This is a genomic window from Streptomyces sp. E-08, from assembly GCF_049913095.1.
Classification (GTDB): domain Bacteria; phylum Actinomycetota; class Actinomycetes; order Streptomycetales; family Streptomycetaceae; genus Streptomyces.
Genome location: NZ_CP183971.1, coordinates 469,796 through 484,886 on the forward strand (window position 1 = coordinate 469,796; position 15,091 = coordinate 484,886).

Sequence of the window (15,091 nt, forward strand, 5' to 3'; positions counted from 1 at the left end):
CCTCCCGGGCGTGCGGTCGTCGTCAGTAGCGCAGTACGGCGGCGATGCGGTTCGCCTCGGTCAGGGTGTCGTCGCGGACGAACCGCACCTCGGCGCCCGTCTCCAGGGCCTGTTCGACGATCTCGTCCACGATGTCGTCGCGGGAGTCCAGGTCGGACGCCTCCGCGGGTTCGAGGTGGTCGCCGTAGTCGCGGACGACGGCGCGGTAGTGCTCCTCGACGGCGAGCAGCCGGATCCGGCCCGCCTTCGCCGCCTCGTGCACCTCGTCGAGACCGCCCGCGTACTCGCGCCGGCCCCGGGCCGCGTCCAGTTCGGCCAGGACGGTGGTCGACACGGCGTCCTCGTGGGCGGCGAGCAGGGGCGCCACGGCCTTCCGTACGGCCTCCTCGGGCCCGTGTCCCAGACCGCCCTGGTGGAGGGTGGCCGTGCCCTGCGGCAGGGATCCCGTCTCTTCGAGGAGGGAGACCGCGGGCGGCTCGCCGATCACGTACAGCGGGCGGGACTCGGAGGCGAGGACGGTCCGGAGGGCCTGGTGCGCCTCCCGGAAGAAGGTGCGCGTGTCCTCGTCCCGGAAGGTGCTCGGCAGGTCCCCGACGCGTTCCTTGCGCTCCGCGTCCCGGTCGGCCAGGCTCCGCGTCAGCGGGAAGCCGTCGCCGGTGTGCTCGGCGGCCCGCTCGGGTGAACCGTTCCACAGGGAGACCCGGTCCGCCGCCACGGTCAGGACCCAGTAGGGCCGTTCGGCGGAGCGCGCGGCGACGAGGTTGCGCGTGAGGAACGTGTCGGCGACGACCACCCGTTCGGGTACGGTCCTGGCCACCGTCCACACATGGTGCTCGCCCGGCGCCACGTAGATCACGAGGCCGTCCTCCGCGTGGACCAGGTCGACCTCGGCGACCGCCCGCTCCAGCTGGCTCAGCACGTCCGCACGCCGCTCCCGCGTCACGGCGGGGTCGTCCTGGAGGTCCTTCTCGGCCCGGGCCAGGAGGTTGCGCAGGCGCACGGGGTCCTGCGCGTCGTCCGGCTCGCGGCGGTGCGTCGGCATGACGAGCGACACGGCGGGGTACGGCCGGGGCTGGCGCAGCTTGGCGAGCGCGTCGGTACTGAGCGCGGGGTACATGGGTGCACCTTTCGCAGGTTTCGCGGGGGACGGCGGGGCGCTACGGGGTACCCGTCGGCCGATGCCCGGCGCCACCGCCGAGGAAGGTCCTCGGTACCGTGCCGCCGCGCGCCGTGTTCTGATCCACGATTCGCCATCCTGGTCCGGAACGCCCCTGCCCGCGAGTCGACGGACGGCCGTGCCCCTCCACCCCGCCGGTCTGCACCTGATCGGCGCGGCGGTCCGAGGGGGACGGCCGTTGCTCCGTCCGGGGTACGGCCGCGCGTGTCGGCCGTACCCCGCAGGCGTCCTAGTACCCGAGGTCCTTCTGCTCGGTGATCAGGCGGCCGGCGATGTGCAGGTTCCCGTCCGAGTCGAGCACCGCGATGATCTTCTTGGTGGAGCCGTGGTGGGTCGTGAAGTAGATCTTGTCCGCCTCCTGGGAGGAGGAGTGGTTCGTGTTCACGGACAGCTCGATGCTCACCGGGGAGCTGATGAGCACGTCCTTCTTCGGCGAGCCCGGGTAGACCTGGTTCTGCCGCAGCTTGACGCGGCCGTGCGTGTCTCCCTCGTCCCAGTCCGACGCCACTCCGAGATCGATGTCAGCCATGCGATGTCCCCTCCGGTTCGGGTGGAAGAACCCTGCGGCCCGGGGCGTCACAGAACGTCCCGAACAGATCCCAGAACCTACGCAGTTCGTTCACATGGCGACACGACGTCGCATGCCTATGACCGGATTTCGCTCAGCTTCGTCGCGAAATGACACCAAGGTGCAGATGTCGCCTGAACGTCCGAAAAGCGTCGCGACATACCCGGCACGGGGGTCACCCGACCACCACGCGGCGAGCGCGCGTGCGATGCCCTGCGGGCCCGGCACGATCCGAAAGACAGGCCCTCAGGCCGGTGCGCCTTCCCGGGCGCCGACGCCGCCGGCTCCGCGCGTCCCCGGCGCGGCCACGGTGGTGAGGTGTTCGGCGTACTCGTCCAGGGCCGCTCGGGCCTGGTCGTCGTCCCGGTCGATCAGCCAGTTCAGGGTGAGTCCGTCCATGACGCTCAGGCCGTAGCGCGCCAGGGCCGGGAGCGGGACGGTCCAGCCGAAGCCCGCGAGGCGGGCGATGGCTTCGAGGTGGTCGCTGTAGACCTTGAGGTAGTGCTGGTACTGACGGCGGGCCACGTCGGCCAGGCCGGGCTGGCGCAGCGCGTACTGGGTGAGCTCGTAGGTGACCATGTGCTCGGCGGGCCGCTCGCGGACCTGGTCCCAGTAGGCGTGCAGGGTGCGGAAGATGATGTCGCGCGTCGAGGCCTCCGCCTCGCCCGCCCGCGTCGCGGTGGCGGGGGCGACGCTCCTCAGCGTGATGCGTTCGATCACGCTGTGCAGGAGTTCCTCCTTGGAGCGGAAGCAGTAGTGGAAGGCTCCCAGGGGGAGTCCCGCCTCGCTGACGACGGCGCGCGTCGTGGTCCTGGCCACCCCGTCGCGGATCATGACGCGGATGGCCGCCTCGACCAGCTGCTCGCGGCGCTCGTCGGCTGAGCGGCGGGTCATGGCGTCTCCCTGGCGGGGGTGGGGCGGTGAACCGGATCAACGTATCCCAGCGCCGGCGCCGACCGGTGAGCAGGGAGGTCTCCCGGACGGGCGGTCACAGGAAGGCCCGGCCCTCGCCCCGGTAGGTCGGGACGACGTCGACGATCCGGTCGCCGTCCACGAGGTGGAGCTCGTTGACCCGCTCGCACAGCTCGCCCGCCTTGGCGTGGCGGAACCACACCCGGTCGCCCGTCCGCAGGCCGGCCACTCCGTCGCCGGTGAGAGGGGTCTGCACTTCGCCCGCACCCTCCTGCGCGAGGAACCGCAGGCCGGCCGGCCACACCGGCACGGGGAGCCGGTCGGTTCCCGGAGCGCCGGACGCGATCCAGCCGCCGCCGAGGACGGTGGCGTGGCGCGGACCGGGGCGGCGCACGACGGAAAGGACGAAGTACGCGGCGGGGTGCGGGCGGAAGCCGCGGTAGTGGTCGAAGAGCGCCGGGGCGTAGAGGCCGGATCCTGCGCCGAGTTCGGTGACGGCCGGTTCGGCGGAGGTGTTCTCCAGGCTGCCGGTGCCGCCGCCGTTGACGAACTCCAGGGGCGTCACGGACCGTACGGCGCGGACGGCGGCGGCGCGCCGTTCGCGCAGTTCGCGGGTGGAGAGCCGCTGCATGAGCCGGACCGCGGCGCGGGCGGCCCGCGGACCGGGCTGGTTGTCGCCCATGCCGGCGATCTGGCCCTCGTACGACATGACGCCGACGAGCCGGAGGCGCGGGTGGGCGGTGACGGCCAGGGCCAGGTCCCGGGCCTGGCGGGGCGTATGCAGGGGCGAGCGGCGCATGCCGAGGTGGAGGCGGCCGCCGACGAGGCGCAGGGAGGCGTCGAGATCGAGGCAGACGCGGACCGGGGCACCGGCCGGGCCGAGGGCGGCGGTCACGAGGTCGAGGTGCTCGATCGAGTCGATCATGACGGTGACGCGGGCGGCGAGCCGCTCGTCCGCTCCCAGCCGTGCGAGGGCGTCCGTGTCGGCGGAGGGATAGCCGACGAGGACGTCGTGGTGCTCCTCGGCGAGCCAGAGGGCCTCGGGCAGGGTGAAGGCGAGGATGCCGCTGAACCCGGGGAGCCGGAGGGTGTCGCCGATGAGCGCGCGGCAGCGCAGCGACTTGCTGGCGAGCCGGATCGGCTTGCCGCCGGCGCGCCGGGTCATCTGCGTGGCGTTGGCCCGGAGCGCGCCGAGGTCGACGACGGCGAACGGCGGCTGGAGGCCGGCCGTCGCTTCCTGGAGGCCCGGGACCCCGGCGGGACCGGGGAACACCGCGGGTGCGGCCGCACCTCCCGGCCGGTGCGGAGCGGGTGTCGTCGTACCTGCGGCAAACGGCTGCTGTGTCATGACCCTGTGGCCTCTCTCCAGACCTGCTCGGCCCCGCAACGGTCTCTTGGTCACTCGTCCAAGTCAAGCGTCCCCGACTCTTGACTTGGACGGCTGACCAAGTCCACTCTGCCCGGGAACCGCGGCCCGCCTACCGGGGCCGCGGCCGCCGTCGATCCACCCGAGAGGACTCCGGTCATGACCAGCTCGTGGCGCAACTGGGCGGGAAACGAGCAGGCGCGCCCCGTGCGCGTTCTGCATCCGGCGGACACCGCCGAGGTGGCCGACGCCGTGCGGACCGCGGCCGCGGACGGGCACCGGGTGAAGGCGATCGGTGCCGGCCACTCCTTCAGCCCGGTCGCCGTCGCCCCGGGTGTCCAGCTGCGCCTGGACCGCCTGTCGGGGCTGCGGTCGGTGGATCGCGAGACCGGGCTCGTCACGGTCGACGCGGGCATGCCGCTGTGGCGGCTGAACCCGCTGCTCGCCGAACACGGCCTGGCCATGGAGATCCTCGGCGACATCGACCGCCAGACCGTCTCCGGCGCCGTCTCGACCGGCACCCACGGCTCGGGAACCCGCTTCGGAGGCATCGCCACGCAGATCCGGGTACTCGAACTCGTCCTCGCCGACGGGTCGGTGACCTCCTGCTCCCCCGACGTGCGGCCGGAGCTCTTCGCCGCCGCCCGCGTCGGTCTCGGCGCGCTCGGCGTCATCACCGCGGTGACCCTGCAGTGCGTGCCGCTGTTCGCCCTGCACGCCCGCGACGCCGCCATGCCCGTCACGGAGACCCTCGACCGCATCCATGAACTCGCCGACACCAACGACCACTTCGAGTTCTTCTGGTTCCCCCACAGCACGACGACCCTCACCCGCCGCTTCCGCCGGACGCCGGCCGACACCCCGCTGAAGCCCATCGGCGCCTTCGCGCGCCGCCTCGACGAGACCGTCAGCGGCCTCGGTTTCGAGGGCCTCAACCGGATCGGCACCCGCTTCCCCGGGCTCGTGCCGCCGATCACGCGCTTCGCGGCCCGGGCGATGTCCACCCGCGAGTGGTCGGACCTGTCGTACCGGATCTTCGCCTCGCCCCGCGACGTACGGTTCCACGAGGGTGAGTTCGCCGTCCCGCAGGAGCACGCCGTGGACGCGCTCCGCGAGATCGGGCGCTGGATCGACACGCACGACGCGAAGGTGTCGTTCCCGCTGGAGGTCCGTTTCGCCGCGCCCGACGACATCTGGCTCTCCACCGCGTACGACCGCGAGAGCTGCTACATCGCCTTCCACCAGTACCACCGCATGCCCCATGACACGTACTTCCGGGCGTGCGAGTCCATCCTCGGCTCGTACGGCGGACGCCCGCACTGGGGCAAGATGCACGGCCTCGACGCCGAGGAGCTGCGCCCGCGCTACGCACGCTTCGACGACTTCACCGCCCTGCGCGACACCCTCGACCCCTCCGGCGTCTTCGCCAACGCCTACCTCGACCGGGTCCTCGGCGTGGCCCCCGAGGCGAAGCCCGTCACTCCCTGAGGCAAACCTGCACAACGTGTACGTGTGGAGGGGCGGCGCCTTCACCGTTCGCCGACACGAGCGGTACCGAAGGCGCCCGGAGGGTACCCATCTGCCCCTTTACGTTCCGCGCGCGAGACGGGACGGCCGAATCTGTTACCCGGTTCCGAGGAGAAGGTGTCGGCATTCGGTGAAATTGAATGCACGACCGCCTGCCACGGTGCAGAAACACCTACGACAAAGCGCCGATCGAAATTTCTCCGCTCTCCCGTTCACATGGTTGGATCAATCCCGCTGCGGCCGCAGAAGACGGATTCCCCCCATGTAACGAAAGGTGCGCATCATGCGTCACGACCTTGAGACCGCTGAGATCTCCGACGCCGACCTCGACGCCGTCTCCGGCGGTCTCGTCACCGTCTCCGGCGGCCTCGCCGGCGCTCTGACCGGCGACGTCACCAACCTCCTCGGCACCGTCGGCTCTCTCCAGACGGTCCAGGGCGTCGAGGGCCTCGTCGGCGGCGTCCCCGGCCTGGCCTCCGGCATCACCGGTGTCTCGGTGAACACCGCGGGCGTCACCGGCATCGCCGGCATCTGAGCCGAACGCCGACCGTGAACCCCGGAACCACCCCGGTTCCGGGGTTCACGGCCACCCCTGACACCGACCGCGGAATTCCCCACCGCGGCTCATGTGAGAGAACGCAGCAGAAGGAATAGTCCGTGCAGTTCCGCCGCAATGCGCTTTCCAAGCTGCAATCACCGGAAGAACTCGACGTGCCCGTGCGTTTCGCGCGCCCCCAGGGCCGCCTCGTGCTTGCCGTCACCGTCGTCGTCATGGCCGCCGCGGGCTTCTGGGCCCTCACCGGCACGGTGACGTCCAAGGTGAACGCGCCCGGTCTCCTCACCCACGCCGAGGGCACCTACCTGCTCCAGAGCCCTGTCGCCGGGCAGGTCACCGAGGTCCTCGCCGACGAGGGCCGGCCCGTCGCGGCCGGCGCGCCCCTGCTGACCGTCCGCACGGACCGGGGCGACCGGCCGGTCCGCGCCGTCGCCGGCGGTCGCGTCACCACGATCCACGCCAGGCTGGGTTCGGTCGTCACCACCGGAGCCGACGTGGCGACCGTCGAGCGCGTGACCGACCCGAAGGCGCCGCTGGTGGCCGTCCTGTACCTGCCGGGCGACACCGCCGCGACCCTCCGCGTGGGAGCCCCCGTCGACCTCGGTGTGCAGTCCGCCCCGCGCGACCGGTTCGGCGTGCTCCGCGGGCGTGTCACGGCCATCGGCAGCACGCCCCAGACGCAGGCGCAGCTGGGTTCGTTCCTCGGGGATCCCGGGCTCGCCGCGCGGTTCTCCCGCCAGGGCGATCCGGTCGCGGTGCTCGTGACCCTGGACCGCTCCCCCGCCACCGCCTCCGGCTACGCCTGGTCCTCCCCGGACGGCCCCCCGCACGCCCCCGCGTCCGGCACACCCGTCACCGGCTCCGTACACCTCCCCGCCCAGCACCCCGTCGACTGGCTGCTGCCATGAGCGCGCCCCGGGGCCGTACGCGCGAAGGCCGGATGTCCGAGGGCCGCATACCCGAGGGCCGTACACCCGAAGGCCGTATGCCCGAAGGCCGTATGCCCGAAGGCCGCATCCCCGAAGGCCGCATACCCGAGGGCCGTGTGCCCGGAGGCCGACCGTCCGGAAGCCGAACGTCCGAAGGCCGCGCCCCCGCCGACCGGCGCCGCCGCCGCACGCCCGCCGTCAAGGGCCGGCGGCCGCGGACCGTCCGCACCCCCACCGTGCTCCAGATGGAGGCGGTCGAGTGCGGTGCCGCGGCGCTCGCGATGGTGCTCGGACACCACGGCCGCTTCGTCCCGCTGGAAGAGCTCCGCATCGCCTGCGGTGTCTCCCGCGACGGCTCCCGCGCCGGGAACCTCCTCAAGGCGGCCCGCGGTTACGGACTGCGGGCCAAGGGCATGCAGATGGACCTGGCCGCGCTCGCCGAGGTGGCCGCCCCGGCCGTCCTGTTCTGGGAGTTCAACCACTACGTCGTCTACGAGGGCACGGGCCGGCGCCTCGGCCGTCCCGGCGTCTACGTCAACGACCCCGGCAGCGGCCGCCGGTTCGTCCCCATGGACCAGTTCGACACCAGCTTCACCGGCATCGTGCTCACCTTCGAACCAGGCCCCGGCTTCCGTCGCGGCGGCAGCCGGCCGGGCGTCCTCGCCGCCCTGCCCGCCCGGCTGCGCGGCACCTCGGGCACGATGGCCGCCGCAGTCGTCGCCAGCCTGCTCCTGGTGGGCGTCGGCGCCTGGGTGCCTGCCCTGAGCCGTACGTACATCGACATGTTCCTCATCGGGAACCAGACCTCGCTGCTCGGCGTCGTCCTCGCGGCGATGGCGGGCGCCCTCGTCCTCACCGCGATCCTCACCGCCCTCCAGCAGGCCAATCTGCTGCGCGGGCGCATCATCGCCTCCACCCTGGGCAGCGCCCGCTTCCTGCGGCACCTGCTCCGGCTCCCGCTCGCCTTCTACGCCCAGCGCAACCCCGCCGACCTCGTCCAGCGCCTCCAGTCCAACGACGCCGTCGCCGAGACCCTCGCCCGTGACCTGGCCGCGGCGGCCGTCGACGCCGTCGTCGTCCTGCTCTACGCGGTACTGCTCTGGACGTACGACCCCCAACTCACCGTCGTCGGCGTGCTGATCGCCCTGCTCAACGTCCTCGCCCTGCGCGTCGTCGTCCACGTGCGGGCCACGGGCACGCAGAAGCTGCGCGCCGAGAGCGCCCGGCTCACCAACACCGCGTACAGCGGGCTCCAGCTCATCGAGACGATGAAGGCCACCGGTGGCGAGGACGGTTTCTTCCGCCGCTGGGCAGGACAGCACGCCACCACCCTCGACGTACAGCAGCGGCTCGGCGTGCCGAGCGCCTGGCTGGCGGTCGTCGCGCCCACCCTCGCCGCCCTGAACAGCGCGCTGATCCTCATGATCGGCGGCCTGCGGGCCGTGGAGGGGCACCTCACCGTCGGGCTCCTCGTCGCCTTCCAGGCCCTCGTGACCGGCTTCACCGCACCGATCACCCGGCTCAACGGCGTCGCGGGCCGGATCCAGGACTTCGCCGCCGACGTCGCCCGGCTGAGGGACGTCGAGGACTTCCCCGTCGATCCGGTCCACGCCCGGCGCACCCCCCACGCGCCCACCCGCCGTCTCACCGGCCACGTCGAACTGGAGGGCGTCACCTTCGGCTACAGCCCCCTCGACGCCCCGATGCTCAAGGACTTCTCACTCACCGTCGGCCCCGGGCAGCAGGTCGCCCTGGTCGGCGGCTCCGGCAGCGGCAAGTCCACCGTCTCGCGGCTGATGTCCGGCCTCTACACGCCGTGGGAGGGCGTGATCCGCATCGACGGGATGCGCCTGGAGGACATCCCCCGCGGCTCCCTCGCGACCTCCGTCTCCTTCGTCGACCAGGACGTCTTCCTCTTCGAGGGCACCGTCCGCGACAACGTGGCGCTCTGGGACCCCTCCGTGCCGGACGAGGCCGTCGTCGCCGCGCTCCGGGACGCGGCGGTCTACGACGAGGTCGCCCGCCGCCCCGGCGGCATCCGCTGCCGCGTCGAGCAGGACGGCCGCAACTTCTCCGGCGGCCAGCGCCAGCGCCTCGAGATCGCCCGCGCCCTGGTGCGCCGCCCGAACGTCCTGATCCTCGACGAGGTGACCAGCGCCCTCGACGCGGCCACCGAACAGATCGTCATCGACAACCTGCGGCGGCGCGGCTGTGCCTGCGTCGTCATCGCCCACCGCCTGAGCACCGTGCGCGACAGCGACGAGATCGTCGTGCTCGACCGGGGCACGGTCGTGGAACGCGGGCGTCACGAGCAACTCGTCGCGGCACGGGGCCCGTACGCCGCCCTGGTCAAGGAGCACTGAGGTGAACGTCCCGCACGCGCCCGCCGACCTCGCCGGTGTACGGCGGAGCAGCGGTGCCCCGGACCCGGTCGTCGCGGCCCTGGGCGCCCTGGGCACCGCGCTCGACTGCGCCGGATCCCGCAGCCTCGCCCTCGAAGGCCCGCACGTCCTCTGGCTCGTCGTCGACGGCGCGATGGACCTGTTCGCCGTCGACACGGCGCGGCTGGGCCCCTGGCACTTCCTGGGCCGCCTCGGGCCGGGCACGCTGCTGCTCGGCCCGGTGGACGGCGCGGCGCACACCCTGATCGGCCGGCCGGCGCAGGGCTGCCTGCTGCGCCGGGTCGAGCTGCGCGAACTGCAGTACGTCGCCGGCGGATCGTACGGAGAGCAGGGATACAGCCATCCCGGCCCGGGCGGCCGGTGGCACGAGGGCCGGTGGTACGAGGACCAGGGGTACGTACACGAGTGGCACGAGGGCCGGTGGTACGAGGACCAGGGGTACGGGCACGAGTGGCACGAGGACCGGAGCGCGTACGGCGGGGTCCCCGCCGAACCCGCCCCCAGCCCCCTGGAACACGCCTTCGCGCTCGGCATCGGGCGCGGGCTGCGCGTCCTGTACCAGGCGGCCCTGGACGACGGCGCCTCCGGCTCGGCCGACGACGACGTCCTCTGGATGCGGGTCCCTCCGGGATCCCTCGCGTACGGAGCGGCGTACGCGAGCCCCCAGGATCCGGGCCACGGCGCCGGCACCCTCCTCGTCGCCCCCGAGACCTGGCAGGGCATGGTCGACCAGCAGTACCGGCTGCTGTACGCCCTGGACGGCTGGATCGAGCAGCTCGAACGCGACCACGAGGACCGCGCGGCCGCGGGGATCGAGGCGGGGCGCGCGGCCCGGACGCGGGCCGACCGCACCCTGCTCGCCTCCATCGGCCGCTCCGGCGGCGCGCCGTCGCCGGACCGCGCCGGCGACGACGCGACCTACGCCGTGTGCCGCGCCGTCGCCCACGAGGCGCGCATCACCCTGGCGGATCCGACCGGCACGGAAGCCGGTCCCGGGCACCTCGACCCCGTCGAACGCATCGCGCTCGCCTCCCGGATCCGCACCCGGGGCGTCCGGCTCGGCGACCGCTGGTGGCGCGAGGACAGCGGCCCCCTCGTGGGACACCGCACGGACGGGACACCCGTCGCGCTGCTGTGGCGACGCGGCCGGTACGTGGCCCTCGACCCCGCCACCGGCGAGCGGGAGCGCCTCGGCAGGACCGGTGCCGCGGCCTTCGCCCCGCGCGGGGTCATGCTCTACCGGCCGCTGCCCGAGCGGCCGCTCGGTCTGGCGCACCTGGTCCGGTTCAGCGTGCGGGGCACCCGGGCGGAGCTCCGGGACCTGCTCCTCGGCGGGCTCGTCGCGGTCGCCCTCGGCGCGCTGGTGCCCGTGGCGACCGGCAAGGTCCTCGGCACGTACGTCCCCGCGGCCGAGACCGGACTCATCGTCCAGGCGGGCCTCGCGATCATCGCGACGAGCATCGTGTCCGCCGCGTTCATGCTGCTCCAGAACACCGCGATCCTCCGCATGGAGGGCCGCGTCGAGGCCACCCTCCAGCCGGCCGTCTGGGACCGGTTGCTGCGCCTGCCGACGACGTTCTTCAGCGGCCGCTCGACCGGTGAACTGGCCGCCTCCGCCATGGGCATCAGCGCCATCCGGCGGGTCCTGTCCGGCATCGGCCCGGTCGTCGTCCAGGCCGGGACGGTGGGCACGGTGAACCTGGTGCTGCTCCTCGTCTACAGCGTGCCCCTGGCTCTCGTCGCGCTCGCCCTGCTGTTCGCCACGGCCGCGCTCTTCCTGGGCCTCGGTCTGTGGCAGCTGCGCTACCAGCGGCGGCTGATCCGGCTGGGCAACGAGCTCGACAACCAGGCCTACCAGACCCTGCGCGGTCTGCCGAAGCTGCGGGTCGCGGCGGCCGAGAGCTTCGCGTACGCGGCCTGGGCGGGGCGGTTCGCCCGCACCCGCGAGCTGCACCGGCGCGTGGGACGGATCAAGAACGTGCTGGCGGTCCTCGGTGCGGTCTGTCTCCCGCTGTGCACGCTCGTGATGTTCGCGCTCCTGGCCGGTCCGGCCCGCGGCACCCTGTCCGCGAGCGAGTTCCTCACGTTCAGCACCGCCGTCACGATGATGCTGTCCTCGGTCACGCAGCTGACCGGCGCGCTGCTGTCCGCCGCCGCCGTCCAGCCCATGTTCGAGCAGATCCGGCCGGTGTTCCGTGCGACGCCGGAGGTGCGCGGTTCCAGCGCCCCGCCCGGCGAGCTGACCGGGTCGATCGAGGCCGAGAACCTCTCGTACCGCTACGACGAGGACGGTCCGCTGGTCCTCGACGGGGTCAGTCTGCGGGTGCGGCCGGGCGAGTTCGTCGCGGTCGTGGGGGCCAGCGGCTGCGGCAAGTCCACGCTCCTGCGGCTGCTCATCGGCTTCGACCGGCCGGTCTCCGGGGTCGTGCGGTACGACGGACAGGACCTCACCGGCCTCGACCAGGCGGCCGTGCGCCGGCAGTGCGGTGTCGTCCTCCAGAACGCGCAGCCGTTCTCCGGCTCCGTCCTCGACTGCATCCGCGGCGCCGGAACGTATCCCCTGGAGGACGTGTGGGCCGCGGCCGCGATGGCGGGCCTGGCCGAGGACATCAAGGCCATGCCCATGGGCATGCACACGATGCTGTCCGACGGCGGCGGCACGGTCTCGGGCGGCCAGCGCCAGCGGCTGATGATCGCCCAGGCGCTGATCCGAAGGCCCCGCGTCCTCTTCTTCGACGAGGCGACGAGCGCGCTGGACAACGAGGCGCAGCGGACCGTCATCGAGTCGACCCGCGCCCTGAACGCGACTCGGGTCGTGATCGCCCACCGTCTCTCCACGATCATGGACGCGGACCGGGTGATCGCCCTGGCCGACGGGCGCGTCGTCCAGGAAGGCACCCCCGCCGAACTCCTCGCCGACACGACCGGACTCTTCCACGAGCTGGTCCGGCGCCAGCTGGGCTGACGCCGGCCGTTCGCGCGGCGGCGCCGGCATCCGTGAGCGCGTGCGCCGGACCGGCGGGTGCGTCCTGCGCCACGCCCGGGCCCGCACGCTCAACCGCTCGGGCGGGCGGGGCGTGTACACGTACGACAGTGACGATCGACGTTCACGGAGGAACACCCTTGCGCGCGAACCGACCTGCCCCGTCCCGTCGTACGGCGCTCGCCCTGGGCGCCGGTACGGCACTCACCGCCGCGCTCGCCCTGGGCGGCGGACCCGCCCAGGCCTTTCCCGGGGCGGATGGCGTCGTCGCGCGGCTGAGACGTCTGGAGCGGGCCCACACGGCACGGCTCGGCGTGTTCGCCCGTGACATGCGCACGGGCAGGACCGTGGCATACCGGGCGCACGAACGCTTCCCGATGGCCTCCGTGTTCAAGACGCTCGCCGTCGCGGCCGTACTGCGGGACCGCGACGGGGAGTTCCTCGCCCGGCGCGTCCACTACACCGCGGAGTACGCCGCCGCGTCGGGGTACGCGCCGATCGCGGGCCTGGCCGAGAACGTCGCGCGCGGCATGACCGTCGCCGAACTCTGCGACGCGGCCCTCCGCTTCAGCGACAACGCCGCCGCCAACCTGCTCCTCCAGGAACTGGGCGGCCCGACCGCCGTCACCCGCTTCTGTCGCTCGATCGGGGACCGCGTCACCCGGCTGGACCGCTGGGAGCCCGCGCTCAACTCGGCGGAGCCCTGGCGTGTCACCGACACCACCACGCCGTACGCCATCGGTCTCGACCACGCCCGTCTCGTGCTGGGCGACGCGCTGGAGCCCCACGACCGCGAGCGGCTCACGGACTGGCTGCTGCGCAACACCACGAGCGCCGAGAGGTTCCGCCGCGGCCTGCCCGCCGACTGGCGCCTCGCCGACAAGACGGGCTCGGCACGCTACGGCGGCGCCAACGACGTGGGCATCGCGTGGCGGCCCGACGGCACGCCGATCGTCCTCGCCGTGCTCACCACCCGGCCGGAGGAGGACGCCGCGGCCGACAACCCGCTGGTGGCGGAGACCGCCGCACTGCTCGCGCGGGATCTCGGCGCGGGCGCCTGACCCGCGCTCCATCCGTTCAGCGTGCCGCCGTCCCGGGCACGGCGACGGGCCGCAGCACCGTCAGAGAGTCCTCCCTGCGGGCCACCATCGCGAAGGGGAACCGGTCGACTTCCAGGCAGAGTTCGACATCGTCCGGGTGGCATCCGCTCCGCTGCCCGCGGGAGAGCTCGGCCGCCGCGAGCGAGTTCCGCGCGCGGTGGACGTACGGAGCCGCGTCGACGCCCTCTCCCGCGATGCGTTCACCGATGTACTGCGCGCAGGCCAGGTCCTCGTCGGCGCGGCCCTCCTCGCCGGTGACGACGAACGTCACCGGACCGGAGTCCTCGCTCCGCAGGAACCGCGCCGTCGCTCCGGCCACCACGAAGCTCGCGCACAGGACCAGCGGCGCGTCCGCGACGGCCAGCGCGCCCACGGTTCCCGCGGTCGTCTTCTGCACCAGTGTGCGTCCGGCGAAGTCGCGGGTCCTGAGCTGCCCGGGCGAGTTCACCGCATCGAACCCGGCCGCCGGGGCACCGTCCTTGAGCGCCAGCCAGCCCGGGTGGCTCTCCTTGAGAGCGAGCGCCCCACTCACCGTCGGGGCCAGGACGATCCTCTCGACGCCACGCGAGAAGGCCCAGGCGGCCACGGTGAAGGCGCGCATGACGTCGATGACGACGGCGACGCGGGGAACGGAGGTCAACTCGGGTATGCCGAGGAAGCGATGATCCATCACCTCATACTGCCGCACGGCCCCGCGCACGGGCACGATCACAGGGTTCACCGCCGGCCGTCGACCGCTCGACGCCGGTGCGCCGGGCGGCGCCGCCGGGCCTGGGCGTTCAGCGGAGGCGGCGGGCGCGGAGGATCAGGTCGTCGGTGTGGTGTGCGCCTGCTCCGCCCTCGGGGGACACCCGGGGGCGCTGTTCGTCGGTCTCCACCACCCAGTCGTCGTCGAGCAGCGCCGCGACCGTCTTCGGGAACACGTAGTCGGCCGGGTCGAAGCCGTCGTCCGCCTGCCGGGTCTCCATCCCTGCGTGGTGGACCAGCAGGAGCACACCGCCGACCGCCACGGCCGAGAGCAGCGCGCGCTCGGCGCTGCCCTCGGGCGTACGGAGCAGGGCGGGGTACTGCGCGGAGACCAGGTCGAAGGTGCCCGGCGGGAGCTCGGCCTCCGTCAGGGTGGCGTGCACCCAGCGCACGTCGACACCGGCGTCCCGCGCGTGCCCGGCCGCCCGTTCGAGGGCCACGCCCGACACCTCGAGCGCGGTCACGTCCCAGCCGCCGCGTGCGAGCCAGACGGCGTCCGCGCCTTCACCGCAGCCGACGTCGAGCACCCGGCCGGGCGCGAGGCCGGCGGCCTCGGCCACGAGCGCTCCATTGGGCCGGCCGCTCCACAGCTGGTGCCGGTCGGCGTACAGGTCGTCCCACTTCGCCCGCACCGCGGGGTCTCCGACGTATCCGTCGACGGGCGGGGGGATCTCGGACGCGGGCGCTCCCGCTGCGATGTTCTCGGTCACGGACCCACGGTCGCGCACCGCGTCCGGCGCACGCCACCGCTGTTGCCGGTCCGGCAAATCGCTGGTCGTCGACGCGTTCCCTCCGGAGCGGCACGACGTGGCGGTCCTGGAAGG

The 15,091-nt window shown here is 73.2% G+C and carries 12 protein-coding genes; 6 read left to right on the forward strand and 6 right to left on the reverse strand.

Annotation, left to right across the window (positions count from 1 at the left end):
- Positions 1 to 22 precede the first annotated feature (22 nt).
- The 4 genes from ACN9MM_RS02360 to ACN9MM_RS02375 form a co-directional block, all read right to left on the reverse strand.
- Positions 23 to 1,117, reverse strand: a complete 1,095-nt coding sequence (locus ACN9MM_RS02360) for a chemotaxis protein (RefSeq protein WP_426362062.1) — start codon at positions 1,115 to 1,117, stop codon at positions 23 to 25.
- Positions 1,118 to 1,406: 289 nt separating this feature from the next.
- The gene (locus tag ACN9MM_RS02365) at positions 1,407 to 1,706 is read right to left on the reverse strand and encodes a DUF6342 family protein (protein ID WP_426362063.1); all 300 of its coding nucleotides are present in this window, start codon (positions 1,704 to 1,706) and stop codon (positions 1,407 to 1,409) included.
- 285 nt (positions 1,707 to 1,991) lie between these two features.
- Complete coding sequence (locus ACN9MM_RS02370; protein WP_426362064.1) at positions 1,992 to 2,639, reverse strand: TetR/AcrR family transcriptional regulator; 648 nt, start codon at positions 2,637 to 2,639, stop codon at positions 1,992 to 1,994.
- Between the two features lie 94 nt (positions 2,640 to 2,733).
- The gene (locus ACN9MM_RS02375; protein WP_426362065.1) at positions 2,734 to 3,930 is read right to left on the reverse strand and encodes an amino acid deaminase/aldolase; all 1,197 of its coding nucleotides are present in this window, start codon (positions 3,928 to 3,930) and stop codon (positions 2,734 to 2,736) included.
- A 252-nt stretch (positions 3,931 to 4,182) separates the two neighbouring features.
- On the opposite strand from ACN9MM_RS02375, the gene ACN9MM_RS02380 reads away from it, so the two are divergent.
- The 6 genes from ACN9MM_RS02380 (at position 4,183) to bla (ending at position 13,481) form a co-directional block, all read left to right on the forward strand.
- The gene (locus ACN9MM_RS02380; protein WP_426362066.1) at positions 4,183 to 5,511 is read left to right on the forward strand and encodes a D-arabinono-1,4-lactone oxidase; all 1,329 of its coding nucleotides are present in this window, start codon (positions 4,183 to 4,185) and stop codon (positions 5,509 to 5,511) included.
- A 322-nt stretch (positions 5,512 to 5,833) separates the two neighbouring features.
- The gene (locus ACN9MM_RS02385) at positions 5,834 to 6,085 is read left to right on the forward strand and encodes a hypothetical protein (RefSeq protein WP_382871266.1); all 252 of its coding nucleotides are present in this window, start codon (positions 5,834 to 5,836) and stop codon (positions 6,083 to 6,085) included.
- Positions 6,086 to 6,207: 122 nt separating this feature from the next.
- Positions 6,208 to 7,014 (forward strand): HlyD family efflux transporter periplasmic adaptor subunit, encoded by an 807-nt coding sequence (locus ACN9MM_RS02390; protein WP_426362067.1) that lies wholly within the window; start codon positions 6,208 to 6,210, stop codon positions 7,012 to 7,014.
- Between the two features lie 266 nt (positions 7,015 to 7,280).
- A complete protein-coding gene (locus ACN9MM_RS02395) occupies positions 7,281 to 9,398 on the forward strand; it encodes an NHLP family bacteriocin export ABC transporter peptidase/permease/ATPase subunit (RefSeq protein ID WP_426368641.1) in 2,118 nt (705 codons plus the stop codon).
- Between the two features lies 1 nt (position 9,399).
- The gene (locus ACN9MM_RS02400; RefSeq protein WP_426362068.1) at positions 9,400 to 12,402 is read left to right on the forward strand and encodes an NHLP bacteriocin export ABC transporter permease/ATPase subunit; all 3,003 of its coding nucleotides are present in this window, start codon (positions 9,400 to 9,402) and stop codon (positions 12,400 to 12,402) included.
- A gap of 158 nt (positions 12,403 to 12,560) precedes the next feature.
- Positions 12,561 to 13,481, forward strand: a complete 921-nt coding sequence (bla, locus tag ACN9MM_RS02405; RefSeq protein ID WP_426362069.1) for a class A beta-lactamase — start codon at positions 12,561 to 12,563, stop codon at positions 13,479 to 13,481.
- Between the two features lie 16 nt (positions 13,482 to 13,497).
- Here bla and ACN9MM_RS02410 read toward each other — a convergent pair whose 3' ends face one another.
- On the reverse strand, positions 13,498 to 14,190 hold the full coding sequence (locus ACN9MM_RS02410) for a 2-phosphosulfolactate phosphatase (protein ID WP_426362070.1): 693 nt from the start codon (positions 14,188 to 14,190) through the stop codon (positions 13,498 to 13,500).
- 109 nt (positions 14,191 to 14,299) lie between these two features.
- Complete coding sequence (locus ACN9MM_RS02415) at positions 14,300 to 14,977, reverse strand: class I SAM-dependent methyltransferase (RefSeq protein WP_426362071.1); 678 nt, start codon at positions 14,975 to 14,977, stop codon at positions 14,300 to 14,302.
- Between the last annotated feature and the right edge of the window lie 114 nt (positions 14,978 to 15,091).

Bases quoted from the DNA above. Each gene is read 5' to 3' on its own strand.
- ACN9MM_RS02395 (WP_426368641.1), top strand. From the start codon at position 7,281: ATGGAGGCGGTCGAGTGCGGTGCCGCGGCGCTCGCGATGGTGCTCGGA.
- ACN9MM_RS02365 (WP_426362063.1), bottom strand. From the start codon at position 1,706: ATGGCTGACATCGATCTCGGAGTGGCGTCGGACTGGGACGAGGGAGAC.
- ACN9MM_RS02380 (WP_426362066.1), top strand. From the start codon at position 4,183: ATGACCAGCTCGTGGCGCAACTGGGCGGGAAACGAGCAGGCGCGCCCC.
- ACN9MM_RS02360 (WP_426362062.1), bottom strand. From the start codon at position 1,117: ATGTACCCCGCGCTCAGTACCGACGCGCTCGCCAAGCTGCGCCAGCCC.
- ACN9MM_RS02385 (WP_382871266.1), top strand. From the start codon at position 5,834: ATGCGTCACGACCTTGAGACCGCTGAGATCTCCGACGCCGACCTCGAC.
- ACN9MM_RS02410 (WP_426362070.1), bottom strand. From the start codon at position 14,190: ATGGATCATCGCTTCCTCGGCATACCCGAGTTGACCTCCGTTCCCCGC.
- ACN9MM_RS02370 (WP_426362064.1), bottom strand. From the start codon at position 2,639: ATGACCCGCCGCTCAGCCGACGAGCGCCGCGAGCAGCTGGTCGAGGCG.